The organism is Actinomadura monticuli (assembly GCF_041463655.1).
Taxonomy (GTDB): Bacteria; Actinomycetota; Actinomycetes; order Streptosporangiales; family Streptosporangiaceae; genus Spirillospora; species Spirillospora monticuli.
On record NZ_JAXCEI010000016.1, the window covers coordinates 111,880 to 125,466 of the forward strand.

Annotated in this window: 14 protein-coding genes; 9 read left to right on the top strand and 5 right to left on the bottom strand. The window is 72.6% G+C overall.

What is annotated here, in order from left to right:
* The first annotated feature begins 42 nt into the window (after positions 1-42).
* Positions 43-240 (top strand): MbtH family protein, encoded by a 198-nt coding sequence (locus tag SM611_RS29890; RefSeq protein WP_371953648.1) that lies wholly within the window; start codon positions 43-45, stop codon positions 238-240.
* A 58-nt stretch (positions 241-298) separates the two neighbouring features.
* Here the strand turns inward: SM611_RS29890 and SM611_RS29895 are convergent, their stop codons facing one another.
* From SM611_RS29895 to SM611_RS29910, 4 genes are all read right to left on the bottom strand, one after another.
* Complete coding sequence (locus SM611_RS29895) at positions 299-1,162, bottom strand: CE1 family esterase (protein ID WP_371953649.1); 864 nt, start codon at positions 1,160-1,162, stop codon at positions 299-301.
* 95 nt (positions 1,163-1,257) lie between these two features.
* Positions 1,258-2,535 carry an MFS transporter gene (locus SM611_RS29900; RefSeq protein ID WP_371953650.1) on the bottom strand — a complete coding sequence of 426 codons (1,278 nt, stop codon included), beginning with the start codon at positions 2,533-2,535 and terminating at the stop codon, positions 1,258-1,260.
* A complete protein-coding gene (locus tag SM611_RS29905) occupies positions 2,532-2,999 on the bottom strand; it encodes a MarR family winged helix-turn-helix transcriptional regulator (RefSeq protein WP_371953651.1) in 468 nt (155 codons plus the stop codon). Before SM611_RS29905 ends, SM611_RS29900 begins: the two co-directional genes overlap by 4 nt.
* Positions 3,000-3,134: 135 nt before the next feature.
* Positions 3,135-4,817, bottom strand: a complete 1,683-nt coding sequence (locus SM611_RS29910; RefSeq protein WP_371953652.1) for an MFS transporter — start codon at positions 4,815-4,817, stop codon at positions 3,135-3,137.
* Between the two features lie 296 nt (positions 4,818-5,113).
* Between SM611_RS29910 and SM611_RS29915 the strand changes: the two genes are divergently transcribed.
* From SM611_RS29915 to SM611_RS29925, 3 genes are all read left to right on the top strand, one after another.
* A complete protein-coding gene (locus SM611_RS29915) occupies positions 5,114-5,806 on the top strand; it encodes a phosphotransferase family protein (RefSeq protein ID WP_371953653.1) in 693 nt (230 codons plus the stop codon).
* Entirely contained in the window at positions 5,788-6,126 is a 339-nt protein-coding gene (locus tag SM611_RS29920) for a hypothetical protein (RefSeq protein WP_371953685.1), read from the top strand. The genes SM611_RS29915 and SM611_RS29920 overlap by 19 nt, the downstream gene beginning before the upstream one ends.
* A gap of 79 nt (positions 6,127-6,205) precedes the next feature.
* Positions 6,206-7,852, top strand: a complete 1,647-nt coding sequence (locus SM611_RS29925) for a long-chain fatty acid--CoA ligase (RefSeq protein ID WP_371953654.1) — start codon at positions 6,206-6,208, stop codon at positions 7,850-7,852.
* A gap of 37 nt (positions 7,853-7,889) precedes the next feature.
* Here SM611_RS29925 and SM611_RS29930 read toward each other — a convergent pair whose 3' ends face one another.
* Positions 7,890-8,492: a TetR/AcrR family transcriptional regulator gene (locus tag SM611_RS29930; protein WP_371953655.1), complete on the bottom strand. Its 603-nt coding sequence runs from the start codon at positions 8,490-8,492 to the stop codon at positions 7,890-7,892.
* Positions 8,493-8,723: 231 nt separating this feature from the next.
* Here SM611_RS29930 and SM611_RS29935 point away from each other — a divergent pair, with 231 nt between their 5' ends.
* The 5 genes from SM611_RS29935 to SM611_RS29955 are packed head-to-tail and all read left to right on the top strand — an operon-like array spanning position 8,724 to position 13,516.
* Positions 8,724-9,503, top strand: a complete 780-nt coding sequence (locus SM611_RS29935; protein WP_371953656.1) for an ABC transporter ATP-binding protein — start codon at positions 8,724-8,726, stop codon at positions 9,501-9,503.
* A complete protein-coding gene (locus SM611_RS29940) occupies positions 9,496-10,215 on the top strand; it encodes an ABC transporter ATP-binding protein (protein ID WP_371953657.1) in 720 nt (239 codons plus the stop codon). The genes SM611_RS29935 and SM611_RS29940 overlap by 8 nt, the downstream gene beginning before the upstream one ends.
* Positions 10,215-11,093 carry a branched-chain amino acid ABC transporter permease gene (locus SM611_RS29945; protein WP_371953658.1) on the top strand — a complete coding sequence of 293 codons (879 nt, stop codon included), beginning with the start codon at positions 10,215-10,217 and terminating at the stop codon, positions 11,091-11,093. The genes SM611_RS29940 and SM611_RS29945 overlap by 1 nt, the downstream gene beginning before the upstream one ends.
* Before the next feature lie 4 nt (positions 11,094-11,097).
* The gene (locus tag SM611_RS29950; RefSeq protein ID WP_371953659.1) at positions 11,098-12,282 is read left to right on the top strand and encodes a branched-chain amino acid ABC transporter permease; all 1,185 of its coding nucleotides are present in this window, start codon (positions 11,098-11,100) and stop codon (positions 12,280-12,282) included.
* Positions 12,203-13,516: an ABC transporter substrate-binding protein gene (locus SM611_RS29955; protein ID WP_371953660.1), complete on the top strand. Its 1,314-nt coding sequence runs from the start codon at positions 12,203-12,205 to the stop codon at positions 13,514-13,516. Before SM611_RS29950 ends, SM611_RS29955 begins: the two co-directional genes overlap by 80 nt.
* The last annotated feature ends 71 nt before the right edge of the window (positions 13,517-13,587 follow it).

Genomic DNA, 13,587 nt, shown 5'->3' on the forward strand with positions numbered 1-13,587 from the left:
GGTCAGCAGGAAGTGTCGGTCAGCAGGAAGCAGGGAGGCATGATGACCAACCCGTTCGACGACCGCGACGCGGAGTTCCGCGTCCTCGTCAACGCCGAGGGGCAGCACTCGCTGTGGCCGGCGTTCGCCGACGTCCCCGCGGGGTGGACGACGGTGTTCGGGCCCGAGCCGCGGTCCGACTGCATCGGCTACGTGACGGCCAACTGGAAGGACATCCGCCCGCGCAGCCTGGCGGGCTGACCGTCCGATGAGCCCGGGGCGGGCGGCGTTCCCCGCGCCGCCCGCCCCTCCGTCCTCGTCAGCCCGCGGGGAGCGACGGCCGCTCCGCGAAGAACCGGCCGATCATCCCGCTCGCGTAGGACGGCCATTCGTGCCCGCCTTGCTGCTCGGTGCACAGCGCGACCACGAGCCGTCCGGGCCCGGTGCCGACGCAGCCCTCCGGGCCGCCCGGGACGGGCCACGACAGCGGGCCCAGCCCGTCCACCCAGCGCCAGAACTCCATGACGAGCTGGACGGCGAAGAACGGGAAGTGGACGTCGGCGTCCATGTTCCCGCCGCCCGTGTAGGGGACGGACGGGTCCCACGTCCCGTGGAACGCCAGCACCGACACCGGCTGCGACGGCGTGCAGCCGATGGCGAGTGCGCCCGAGACGACGGCGATCCCGGCGAGCCGCTCCGCGCGCTGGCACGCGTACCGGTAGGCCATGCCGCCGCCGTTGGAGAAGCCGGTCATGAACACCCGGCGCGGATCGGCGACGCCCTCCTTCACCAGCGTGTCGATCAGCGTGTCGAGGAAGGCCATGTCGTCGATCCCGGCCCAGCGGGCGAAGGAGCAGCAGGCCCCGGCGTTCCACGTGCCGAGGAACCCCTCGGGGTAGGCGACGGCGTAGCCCTGCTCGTCGGCGACCTCGTCGAGCCCGCTCTGCTTGCGGACGTACTCGGGGTCGTTCAGGCCGCCGTGCAGGGTCACGATCAGCGGCAGGGGCTTGCCGGCCTGGGCGCCGGGGGGGAGGTGCAGGAGGTAGGGACGGTCCCAGCCGCCCATGGCGATGGTGTGCTTCGTCGTTCCGGGGGCGTCCTCGGACGCCCCGGCGGGCAGGGGGTGGGCGACGAGCGCGGCCAGCAGCGCCGCGATCGTCGCCGCCCGCGCGGCGATCTTCATAGCGCCGATCCAACCCTGGCCGCGCCGCCGCGGCTAGACATCCGCGTGCGGAAAAGATCAGAGTCTTTTTGTGGCCGGGTGCGTAAAACGGACCGTTACGAACCGGATCCGGAGCCCGTCTCCGCCGCCTCGGTGATCTCCGCGCCGGGCTCGCCCCGGCGGGCGTGCGCGTCGACCTCGGCCTGCGCGCGCTCCGCGTTCACGAGGTCACGGTGGCCCAGGGTCAGGATCGCGATGCCGAGGACGACCACGCCCGCGCCGATCGCGAACGGGACGTGGATGTTGGTGTGCTCGACGAGCCGTCCCGCCGCGTAGGGGGCGAGGCCGCCGCCGATGAACCGGACGAACCCGTACGCGGCCGACGCCACCGGACGCTCCACCGGCGCGACCATCATCACGGCCTGCGTGGTCACCGTGTTGTTCACGCCTATGAAGACGCCGGCGACGATCACGGCGGCGACCAGCACCGCCCGCGAGTCCACGAAGACCGCGATCACCGCCACGTTCACCGCGAACAGCGCGAGGTTGCCGTAGAGGGTGCGGGCGAGGCCGAACCGGCGCTGCAGCCGGGGCGCGCCGAACACCGCGAACACCGCGACGAGCAGCCCCCACGCGGTGAACACGAGGCCGAGCCTCATCGCGCTCAGCTCCATCGGGAACGGCGCGTACCCGAGGACGGTGAAGAAGCCCCAGTTGTAGCAGAGCGCGGTCAGGCTCATGACGAGGAGCCCGCGGTGCCGCAGCGCCTTGAGCGGGTCGGCGATCGAGGTCCTGCGCGCCGGTCTCGGCTGCGGCCTGACCAGGACGGCGGTGGCCAGCAGCGCGAGGGCCATCAGCGCGGCGACGCCGTAGAACGGGCCGCGCCAGCTGATGTCGCCGAGCACGCCGCCGAGCAGCGGCCCGACGGCGATGCCGAGCCCGAGCGCGGACTCGTAGGCGATGATCGCGCCGCCGAGCCCGCCGCTCGCCGACGACACGATGACGGCGAGGGAGGTGGCGATGAACAGCGCGTTCCCGAGCCCCCAGCCCGCCCGGAAGCCGATGATCCCGCCGATGCTGCCGGACGTCCCGGCGAGGGCGCTGAACACCACGATCAGGGCCAGGCCGGCGATCAGGGTGCGCTTCGCGCCGATGCGGCTGGACACGAAGCCCGTCACCAGCATCGCGACCGCCGTCACCACCAGGTAGCTGGTGAACAGCAGGGTGACCTGGCTGGGGGAGGCGTTCAGGTCCTCGGAGATCGCGGGCAGGATCGGGTCGACGAGCCCGATGCCCATGAAGGAGATGACGCAGGCGAACGCGACGGCCCAGACGGCCTTCGGCTGGCGGAACGGGCTCTGCGCCGCCGCGCGCCCTTCGGTGACCGATCTCATCCGTGCTCTCCGGGGTTCGGGGTTCCGGGGACGCCGAGGGCCGCGCCGGCCAGCCGGTCGAGGGCCGGCAGCGCGGCGGCGATCGCCTCCCGGTCGGCGGCGGGGAGTCCGGCGAGCAGCTCGGCCAGCCGCTTGGCCTGCGCCGCCCGCCGCCGCGCCAGCTCGGCGCGTCCCGCTTCGGTGAGGTGCACCGCGACGACCCGGCGGTCACCGGGCAGCGCGCGGCGCTCCGCCAGCCCCTCCCGCTCCAGCCGGGACACCAGCTGCGTCATGCCGGGCTGGGTGACGCCCTCGAACGCGGCCAGCTCGGTCACCCGGCGGGGGCCGAGCCGCTCCAGCGTGGCGAGGGTGGAGACGGTCGTCATCGACAGGTCGCGGGGCAGGGACAGCGAGCGCATCAGCGAGTACACGCGCCCGAGGCCCGCGGCGAGCTCCAGCTCGCCGGCGGGGTTCGGCGGTTCCATGCCCTCCGGTGTATCACAGGCTTATATATTTGCCAAGCTAAGTAATCTGGCCGGGCCCGCGGCCCGGACGCCGCGAGCCCCCGGCCGGGGGGAGGGCCCGGCCGGGGGCTCGCGCTCCGGGGTGGTCTGCCGCGATCAGTCCTTGGCGAGCGCCGCCAGCTCCCTGTCGATCGCCTGCCGGTGCGCCTCGGCGTCCTCGTGGGCGCGCCTCGGGCTCCAGCGTCCCGTCATGATGAAGATGAACGGCAGGAACACGATCTGGCCGCCCAGGCAGACGTACCACCACGTCCGCCACTGGCCGGGCCCCTCCTCCGACGCCTTCTGCACGTCGGCGCCGTGCTCCTCCAGCACCTTCAGCTGCGGCTGGGCCTTCTGCACGGTCGCGAGCCCGGGCAGCCCGACCTCCTTCGCGGCGCGGGCCTGCAACTCCGCCGGGGCCTGGCCGGGCGGGTACTTGCCCAGCTCGGCGAACAGCTGCGGGTGCTGCTTGACGACGGCGAGCGCGGGGGCGGCCTCCTTCGAGGCGACCTGGACCTCGTGCCCGTGCTCCACGAGCGGCGTCACCGACGTCACCACCAGCGGGACGAAGGCCGCCGAACCCGCCACGACGAGCCGCAGGATCCACCCCCACACGGCGAGACCGGTCGCGGTGGCCGCCGGGTTGTGCCTCTCGACGGTCTCGGTGAAGCCCGCCATCCACGGCGCGTAGGCCAGGCCGCCGAACACCCCGATGGCGATGAACAGCCAGGCGAAGGTGTAGTAGCCGGTGTCGGGGTGGACGGCGAGCTGCGCGAAGTACGCCGTGGCCGCGACCGAGCCGATCCCGCCGGCGAGCATCAGCGGCTTGCGGACGCCGAGCCGGTCCGAGAGGAGCCCCGCCACGACGAGCGCGACGGCGTTGGCCGCCCAGTACCAGTTGGCGAGCCCGTTGGTGCGCTGCTCGCTGTAGCCGAACGTGGCGGAGAAGTAGATGACGAAGTTGCCGACGGCCGCGTAGTAGAGCAGCAGGTAGACGCTGATCGCGAAGGCGGACCCGACGACGTCCAGCCGCATCATCTGCCGCCAGTGCCCGGACGCGTGCAGGGCCGGGTCGATGCCCTTGGCGCGCGCCTCGATCAGCGCGCGGTCGCGCATGCTGACCATGATCTGGTCGCGGAGCGCCGGGGCCAGCTCCCGCAGCCCGAACAGCGCGATGACGAACACCGCCAGCGCGGCGTAGCCGGAGTAGCGCAGCTCGTCCTGCCAGGTGGAGGTGTCGAGCGTCGCGCTGGTCACGGTCGTGACGACGAGGCTGCCGAGCACCGGGCCCATCGTCCAGAAGCCCATCGCGGTGGCGCGGCCGAGCTGCGGCGAGAAGTCGCGGATCAGCGCCGGGGTCGCGACGAGGACGATGCCCTCGATGAAGCTGAGCACCGCGAACAGCACGAGGAACGTGTGCTTGCCCGGCGAGTGCGGCAGCGCCAGCACCAGCAGGCCGGCGATCAGCAGGCCGTACACGACGAGGTTCGCGCGGCCCCACCGGTCGGCGAGCCCGGCGAGCAGCGAGGCGAACGCGCCGATCGCGTTGCCGATCACCGACAGCAGGATGAAGTAGGCGAACGTCATCGAGTAGTGCGACATGATCGACGTCGCGACGGCGTACTGGATGTAGAGCAGGTAGTACAGGACGATCGTGGTGACGACCACGATCGCGAGATAGCCGTAGCGGCGTCCCGTCTCGGGATAGTGCGGAAGGTCGCGCCGCCACAGCCGGGCCGCGAGGCCGGGTGCGGCGGCGCCCTCGGCGGCGCCGGCGTCAGTGGGCGAGGATACGGACATTCAGGGACTCCTCCGGGCGCTGTTCTCCCCCGAGAACCGGTCCTGACGAGCGGCGAAGTGCGTCTTCGCCGTCCGTCGTGCGGTCACCGTAATGCCGCCGCCCATGAATGGCAATAACTTCTGCTATTGAAACCGACCAGTCGGTATGGTCTCATCTACGTGCGGAGACCTGCCCAGGGGCGGCGTGTGCCGGATCCCTCTCGGACGCGCTCGCGCGCGCGTCACTCCGGCATCCTGCGCCATACCGACCGGACGGTACCCGGACGGTACAAGGCTTTGATCGATGCGGAGGCACATTGCGGTTATTCCAGGAGGGCGATGTCCCCGGGCTGGCGGCCGCCCGGTTCCGGGAGTTCTTCGAGCGGGCCTGCCCGGGCGCGGTCGCCGGGCCGCTGCGGGCGCGGGTCGTCGACGGCGGGCGGTCCAACCTCACCTACGAGGTCACCGACGGGCTCCGCTCCTGGATCGTCCGGCGTCCGCCGCTCGGGCACGTGCTCGCGACCGCCCACGACATGGCGCGCGAGTACCGGGTGCTGACCGCGCTGGCCGGGACCGCCGTCCCCGTCCCGGAGACCTACGCCCTGTGCGAGGACCCGGACGTGATCGGCGCGCCCTTCTACGTCATGGAGATGGTCGAGGGCACGCCGTACCGGTCCGCGGCCGAACTGGCGCCGCTCGGCCCCGGGCGCGTGGCGCGGATCGCCGACCGGATGATCGACACCCGCGTCGACCTGCACCGCGTCGACCCGGCCGAGGTCGGCCTCGCCGGGTTCGGCCGCCCCGAGGGGTTCCTCGCCCGCCAGGTCCGGCGCTGGAAGAAGCAGCTCGACGCGTCCCGCAGCCGGGAGCTGCCGGCCGCCGACGAGCTGCACGCGCTCCTGGAGGCGAACCTGCCCGCCGAGTCGGCGCACGCGATGACGAGTACGAGAAGGCCGTCGGAACCCATCTCGGCCACAGCGGGTGGCACGCGATCACGCAGGAGCGGGTGAACCTGTTCGCGGACGCGACCGGCGACCACCAGTGGATCCACATCGACCCGCCTGCGGATGGGCGTGAACTACGGCGTGAACAAGGTCCGCTTCCCCGCGCCGGTGCCGGTCGGCTCGCGGGTCCGCGCGGGCGCCGAGCTGCTGTCGCTGGAACGCGGCCCCGCCGGCGCCCGCGCCACCGTCCGCGTGACGATCGAGCGCGAGGGAGGCGGCAAGCCGGTCTGCGTCGCCGAGACCGTCTCCGTCCTCGCCGGTTGATCGACGGCCGGTCGATCGACGGCCGGTCGATTGACGAGGGCGGGGCGCTGAAATTATGGTGAACCGACCGGTCGGTATGTGCAGAATTCCGTGCCCTCCGGCCCTTCCCCTCGCCGTCGCGCGCCATCCTGGAGAATTGCCATGATCCCCAGCACGATGCAGGACTTCCCGCTGTCCGTCGCCGCGATCCTGCGGCACGGGGCGCGCGTCTACGGCCGCAGCGAGTGCGTGACCTGGACGGGCGGCGGCCCGCCCCGGCGGGCGACGTTCGCGGCGATCGCCGGCAACGCCGAGCGGCTCGCGGCCGCCCTGGCGCGGCTCGGCGTCCGCCGCGGCGACCGGGTGGCGACGTTCTGCTGGAACAACCAGGAGCACCTGGAGGCCTACTTCGCGGTCCCGGCGATGGGCGCGGTGCTCCACACGCTGAACATCCGGCTGTTCCCCGAGCAGCTCGCGCACATCATCAACCACGCCGACGACCAGGTCGTCATCGTGGACGACAGCCTCGTCCCGCTGCTGGCGCGGGTCGTGCACGAGCTGCCGGCCGTCGAGGCGTTCGTGGTGGTCGGCGACGGCGACGCCTCACCGCTGCAGGCGAACGGCAACGGCGCGCCCGTCCTGCGCTACCACGACCTGCTGGCCGCCGAGGAGCCCGGCTTCGGATGGCCCGACGTGGACGAGCGCTCCGCCGCGTCCATGTGCTACACCAGCGGCACCACGGGCGACCCCAAGGGCGTCGTGTACTCGCACCGCTCCACGTTCCTGCACGCCATGGCCGTGCAGTCGGCGTCGATGATCGGCATCACCGAGGCCGACCGCGTCCTCACCATCGTCCCGATGTTCCACGTCAACGCGTGGGGCCTCCCGTACGGCGCGTTCCTCTCGGGGGCGACGCTGCACATGCCCGGCCCGTTCATGCAGCCTGAGCACCTCACGGAGTTCATCGCGGCGGAGAAGAGCACCCTTGCCTCGGCCGTCCCCACGATCTGGAACGGGATCCTGGCCCACGGCGACCAGCACGAGATCGACCTGTCGTCCCTGCGCGCCGGCACCTCCGGCGGCGCCGCCGCGCCCCGGATCCTGCTGGAGCGCTTCGAGCAGCGGTACGGGCTGCGCATCATCCAGGGCTGGGGCATGACCGAGACCAGCCCGCTCGGCGGCATGGCGTTCCCGCCGCCCGGCGTCGAGCCAGGCACGGCGGAGGACATGGACTGGCGCCTCAAGTCCGGCCGCGTCGCCGCCGGCGTCGAGATGCGCATCGTGGACGACGCGGGCGCCGAGCTGCCGTGGGACGGCGAGGCCGTCGGCGAGATCGAGGTCCGCGGGCCGTGGATCACCGGCGCCTACCACCGCGACCCGGCGCCCGCGAAGTTCGACGGCGGCTGGCTCCGCACCGGCGACATCGGCACCATCGACGACCGGGGCTTCTTCCAGATCACCGACCGGGCCAAGGACGTCATCAAGTCGGGCGGCGAATGGATCTCCTCCGTCGAGCTGGAGAACCACCTGATGGCCCACCCCGCCGTCGCCGAGGCCGCCGTCATCGGCATCCCCGACCCGCGCTGGGACGAGCGCCCGCTCGCCTGCGTCGTCCTGCGCCCCGGCGCCGCCGCGACCCCCGGTGAGCTGGCCGCCTTCCTCGCCGGGAAGGTCGCGCGCTGGCAGGTCCCCGAATACTGGACCTTCCTGGACGAGATCCCCAAGACCACCGTCGGCAAGTTCGACAAGAAGCCCCTCCGCGCCGACCACAAGGCCGCGAAGCTCAAGGTCGAGCACGTGGAGCGCTGATGGAGCGGAAGCGCGCGCCGCGGCCCCCGGGAGTGGGTCAGCGGCGCAGTCCGTTGAGGAACAGGTCGACGTAGTGGTCGCTGATGGCCTCGGTCTTCAGGGTGCCGCCGGGGCGGTACCAGACGCCGATCTGGTGGACCGTCCCGAAGAAGAAGTGGACGGCGATGTCGGCCGGGGTGGCGGCGCGGAAGGCGCCGGCGCGCTGGCCCTCCTCGACCAGGGCGCGGAAGCGCTCGTGGTAGCGGCGGCGCTCGGCGCGGACGGCCTCGCGGCGGTCGCGGGGGAGCAGGTGCGTCGAGCGGAAGAAGACCGTGAAGTCGTCGAGGTAGAGGAACGAGGTGTTGAGGACGTCGACGGCGGCGGCGCGCAGGCGCTCCTCGGCGGTGCCGGGGCCGTCCGCGATCTGCTCCAGGCGGGACATCTGCAGGCCGAGGAGCCGGTGGTAGATCTCGTAGAGGAGATCGTCCTTGGAGCCGAAGTAGTGGTACATGGCCCCCTTGGTGACGCCGGCGGCGTTCACGATCTCCTGGACCGAGGTGTTCTCGAACCCCTTCTCGGCGAACATGCGGGTCGCCACGGCGAGCAGCCGGTCGGGCAGCGGCAGGTTGCCGGGGACCCGGCCTACGGGCGCCTGCGTCATCACTCCACCTCCGTTCCGGGAACCCCCCGGGGTCTCGCACCGTCCCGGCAACGGCCGCCCGTAGATCGCCGACAGCCTACCGGCGGGGCCGGGCGGGCGCGTGCCGGGACCGGCCGCGCCGACTGTTGACCGGGAGTGCCCGGTGATTCTATCTTCATGGAATCCGACCAGTCGGTATGTGCATTTCGGCCTCGGGGGATTCACGCTGTTTCAACGGCGAGGTGAGGCGTTATGTCCGGCTCCTCCGTGAACTTGGAACTACGAGAGGTGACCGTCCGCTTCGCCGGGCTGGTCGCACTGGACGGCGTGTCGCTGTCCGCGCCGCAGGGCCGGGTCACCGGCGTGATCGGCCCGAACGGGGCCGGCAAGACCACCCTCTTCAACGTCGTGTGCGGGTTCGTCCGGCCGCGCTCGGGCGAGGTGCGCTGGCGGGGAAGGGTTCTTGGCCGGCATCGGCCGCACGACCTGACGCGGCTCGGCATCGCCCGTACCTTGCAGGGCCTCGGGCTCTTTCCCGGGCTCACCGTCCTGGAGAACGTGATGGTCGGCGCCGACAGGCAGGCCCGGGCCGGGTTCTGGTCCGGGCTCCTCGCGCTGCCGCGCGCCGACCGCGACGAGGCGGCGCTGCGGGAGCGCGCGCTCGCCCGGCTCGCGGAACTGGGCGTGGCGGGGGAGGCGGCGCGGCTGCCCGGGCAGCTGCCCTACGGGGTGCAGAAGCGGGTCGCGCTGGCCCGCGCGCTGGTCGCCGAGCCCGACCTGCTGCTGCTGGACGAGCCGGCGGCCGGCCTGTCGGCCGCGGAGATGGACGAGCTGGCCGAGCTGATCCGGGGGCTGCGCGGCGGGCCCGCGGTCGTCCTCGTCGAGCACCACATGGACCTCGTGATGAACGTCTGCGACCAGGTCGTCGTGCTGGACTTCGGCAAGGTCATCGCGAGCGGGACGCCCGCCGAGGTCCGCGACGACCCGGCCGTCCTCGACGCCTACCTCGGCGAGGAGGTCGCGGGTGCTTGAGGTGAAGGACCTCACCGTCCAGTACGGCGCCGTCCGCGCGATCGGCGGCGTGGACCTGTCGGTGGACGAGGGCTCCCTGACCGCCGTCCTCGGCGCGAACGGGGCCGGGAAGACGACGCTGCTGCGCGCGGTCTCCGGCCTGCTGCGGCCCAAGGCGGGACGCGTCGAGCTGGACGGCGCGGACATCACCCGGCTCCCGGTCGAGGACATCGTCCGGCGCGGCGTCGCGCACGTCCCGCAGAGCGGCGGCGTCATCACCGAGCTGACCGTCGAGGACAACCTGCGGCTCGGCGGGCTGTGGAGGGTGTCGGGGCGGCGGGACCGGGCCGCGCTCGCGCGCCGGGTCGCCGAGATGTACGAGCTGTTCCCGCCGCTCGCCGAGCGCCGGGCCAAGACCGCCGCGACCCTGTCCGGCGGGGAGCGGCAGATGCTCGCGCTGGCGCGGGCCCTCACCGGCGCGCCGCGGCTGCTGCTGGTGGACGAGCCGTCCCTCGGCCTGGCGCCGCGCGTGGTCGCCCAGCTCATGGCCGTGCTGCGGCGACTGTGCGACGAGGACGGCCGCACCGTGCTGCTCGTCGAGCAGAACGCCCGCAGCGCCCTGTCGGTCGCCGACCGCGCCGTCGTCCTCGACCTCGGCGCGGTGGTGGCCTCCGAGGCCGCCGCGACCATCGCCGCCGACGACCGCCTCCGCCACGCCTACCTGGGGTTCTGATGGTGCGCTTCATCAATCTCACGCTCGCCGGCATCACCTCCGGCGTGGTGTTCGCGGCGGTCGCGCTCGCGCTCGTGCTGATCTGGCGGGCCACGCGCATCGTGAACTTCGCGCAGGGCGGGATGCTGATGTTCACGACGTTCCTCGGCTGGAGCGTCATCGACAACGGCGGCTCCTACTGGCTCGCGCTCGGCGTCGCGCTGGCGTCCGGGCTGGTGCTCGGCGCGGTGATCGAGCGGGTGGTGGTCCGGCCGGTGGAGAACAAGCCGCCGCTGAACGCCGTCATCGTCACGCTCGGCCTCTACGTGCTGCTCCAGGCGGGCGCGGGCATGATCTGGGGCGACACGCCGCACTCCTACCCGCCCGCCTTCACCATCAAGGGGCTGTCGGTGGCCGGGACGCGGCTGCTGCTGTCCCCGTTCGACCTGTTCGTCATCGGCGCCGTCGCCGCGGTGATGGTGCTGCTGACGCTGCTGTTCGTCCGCACCGACCTCGGGCTGCGGCTGCGGGCGTCCGCGTTCGCGCCCGAGATCGCCCGGCTGCAGGGCGTCCGCGTCGGCCGGATGCTGACGCTCGGGTGGGCGCTCGCCGCGCTCGTCGGGTCCCTCGCCGGGGTGCTGATCGCGCCGTCGGTGTTCGTCGGGCCCGCCCAGTTCGACGCGATGCTCGTGTTCGGGTTCACCGCGGCGGTGATCGGCGGGCTGGACAGCCCCGCCGGCGCCGTCACCGGCGGGCTGCTGCTCGGCTGCGCGCTCAGCTACGTGTCCGGCTACGTCAGCTCGGACCTGGTCACGTTCGGGGCGCTCGCCGCGCTGATCACCGTCCTGATGATCAGACCCAACGGCCTGTTCGCCGCGAGCGCGGGACGGCGGGTGTAGCGCGGTGGGAACCGTCCTGAACGTCCTGCGCCGCTCCACCCTGGCGCGGCACACCGCCGGCGCCCTCGCGGCGATCGCCGCGCTGTACTTCCTGACGACGGCGGTCGGCCCCTACCGGGACCTGCAGATCGCGCAGGTCGCCTACCTCACCTGCGCGGTCGCGGGCCTGACCGTGCTGACCGGGCTCGGCGGGCAGATCTCGCTCGGGCACGGGGCGTTCATGGCGGTCGGCGCCTACACCGTCGTGCTGATCACCGGGCACTGGGGCTGGCCGCTCGCCGCCGTCCTCGCGGCCGCCGCCGGCGTCACCGCGGTCGCGGGCGTCGTGGTCGGCGCGGTCGCCGCCCGGCTGCACGGCCCCTACCTCGCCGGCGCCACCCTCGCGTTCGCCGTCGGGCTGCCCGGCCTCGCCAACTACAAGCCGCTCACCGACCTGCTCGGCGGGCAGAACGGGCTGACGCTCGTCCCGCCGATCCCGCCCGAGTCGCTCGGCGCGACGTTCCCGCTGGAGCGCTGGCAGGCGTGGATCTCCTGCCTCGGCGCCGTCATCACCCTGTTCCTGCTCGCCAACCTCGTCCGCGGCCGGTTCGGCCGGACGCTGCGGGCCAGCCGCGACGACGAGATCGCCGCCGCGCTCAGCGGGGTCCGCGTCGCCCGGCTGCGGATCGCCGCGACCGTCGTGTCGGCCGCCTGCGCCGGGCTCGGCGGCGGGCTGCTCGCCGTGGTCGCCACGCTCGCCGCGCCGGGCGCGTTCCCGCTCACCCTCTCCCTCCAGCTGATCGCCGCGATCATCATCGGCGGCCTCGGCAGCCTGCCGGGCGCCGTGTGGGGCGCGCTGATCCTGGTCTACGTGCCGACGTGGGCGTCCGACCTGTCGTCCTCGTCCGGCCTGTCGCACAACATCGCCTCCAACCTGCCCCTCGCCATCTACGGCCTCGTCCTGATCGTGGTGACGCTGGCCTTCCCACGCGGCCTCCAGGGAGGACTGCGCGACATCGGCGGCGCCGTCCGGCGCCGCGTGCTCACGAGGCGCGACCGGGCTCCCGGGCCGCGCGGTTCCGCATCGACAGCCACATCGGGGCCCACCACCACGCACCCAGGAGGAGCAGATGAAGCGATTGCGGACCAGGGCGCTCGCCCTGATGACCGCGGCGACGCTGGCGGTCGCGGCGAGCGGCTGCGGCGGTGACGGCGGGGACGGCGGGGACTCGGGCGCGCCCGGCGTCACCGCCACCACCGTCACCATCGGCAGCCACCAGCCGCTGACCGGCCCGGCCGCGCCCGGCTACAGCGCCAACTCGGCGGCGTCCAAGGCGTTCTTCGACTACGTCAACGCCAACGGCGGCGTCAACGGGCGCAAGATCGTCTACAAGTACGTCGACGACGCCTACAACCCGACCCAGACCGTCAGCGTCACGCAGAAGCTCGTCCTCCAGGACAAGGTCTTCGCGATCTTCAACGGGCTGGGCACCCCCACCCACTCCAAGGTCGTCGACTACCTCAACGCCCAGCGCGTCCCCGACCTGTTCGTCGCGTCCGGCTGCGGCTGCTGGGACCAGCCCGACAAGCACCCGCAGACGTTCGGCTGGCAGGTCGACTACATCCGCGAGGGCAAGATCCTCGGCGACCACGTGAAGAAGACGTTCGCCGGGAAGAAGGTCGCCTACTTCTTCCAGAACGACGACTTCGGCCAGGACGGGGTGAAGGGCCTCGACAAGTACATCCCGAAGGCGGACGTGGTGTCCCGGCAGTCCTACCAGCCGGGCAACACCGACATCGGCGCGCAGGCCCAGGCGATCGCCCAGTCCAAGGCGGACGTCGTCGTGCTGTTCAGCATCCCCACCTACACGGCGCTGTTCCGGCTCGCCGCGCTGAAGCTGAACTACAAGCCGACGTTCGTCGTCAGCAACGTCGGGTCCGACCCGATCACCCTCACCGGGCTGCTGGAGAGCTTCGCCAAGAAGGGCGGCAGCGAGGTCAAGGGCAGCCCGCTCATCCAGGGCATGATCACCGACGGCTACCTGGCCGCGCCCGGCGACGAATCCAACAGCTGGACGCAGCTGTTCAAGAAGATCCACGCCCAGTACATCCCGAAGCTGCCGTTCAACGGCAACATCGTCTACGGGATGTCGGTCGCCTACACCTTCGTCCAGGCGCTGCAGGCGGCCGGGAAGAACCCGACCCGCACGAGCATCGTCGAGGCGCTGGAGAAGTCGCACTTCACCGGGCCGGGCGTCGTCCCGTTCGCGTTCAGCGCCGGCTCGCACGCCGGGTACACCGGCGCGGTGATCGGCAAGATCGAGGGCGAGAACGTCGTGCCCGAGGGGCAGCCGCTGACGACCGACGACGGTGACGGCCCGATCCAGCCCTACACGACCCCGCAACCGCCCGCGCCCGCCAACGGCATCCCCGCCGCCGGCTGACGGGTACCGCCGCCGTCCCGCGGCGACCGCCCCGGCGGCGCGGGACGGCGGCCCCACCCCCGGCCCTTCCC

What these genes read in the sequence shown, in the direction of transcription:
- SM611_RS29890 (WP_371953648.1), top strand. Translation starts at nt 43, where the DNA reads ATGACCAACCCGTTCGACGACCGCGACGCGGAGTTCCGCGTCCTCGTC.
- SM611_RS29895 (WP_371953649.1), bottom strand. Translation starts at nt 1,162, where the DNA reads ATGAAGATCGCCGCGCGGGCGGCGACGATCGCGGCGCTGCTGGCCGCG.
- SM611_RS29900 (WP_371953650.1), bottom strand. Translation starts at nt 2,535, where the DNA reads ATGAGATCGGTCACCGAAGGGCGCGCGGCGGCGCAGAGCCCGTTCCGC.
- SM611_RS29905 (WP_371953651.1), bottom strand. Translation starts at nt 2,999, where the DNA reads ATGGAACCGCCGAACCCCGCCGGCGAGCTGGAGCTCGCCGCGGGCCTC.
- SM611_RS29910 (WP_371953652.1), bottom strand. Translation starts at nt 4,817, where the DNA reads ATGTCCGTATCCTCGCCCACTGACGCCGGCGCCGCCGAGGGCGCCGCC.
- SM611_RS29925 (WP_371953654.1), top strand. Translation starts at nt 6,206, where the DNA reads ATGATCCCCAGCACGATGCAGGACTTCCCGCTGTCCGTCGCCGCGATC.
- SM611_RS29930 (WP_371953655.1), bottom strand. Translation starts at nt 8,492, where the DNA reads ATGACGCAGGCGCCCGTAGGCCGGGTCCCCGGCAACCTGCCGCTGCCC.
- SM611_RS29935 (WP_371953656.1), top strand. Translation starts at nt 8,724, where the DNA reads ATGTCCGGCTCCTCCGTGAACTTGGAACTACGAGAGGTGACCGTCCGC.
- SM611_RS29945 (WP_371953658.1), top strand. Translation starts at nt 10,215, where the DNA reads ATGGTGCGCTTCATCAATCTCACGCTCGCCGGCATCACCTCCGGCGTG.
- SM611_RS29955 (WP_371953660.1), top strand. Translation starts at nt 12,203, where the DNA reads ATGAAGCGATTGCGGACCAGGGCGCTCGCCCTGATGACCGCGGCGACG.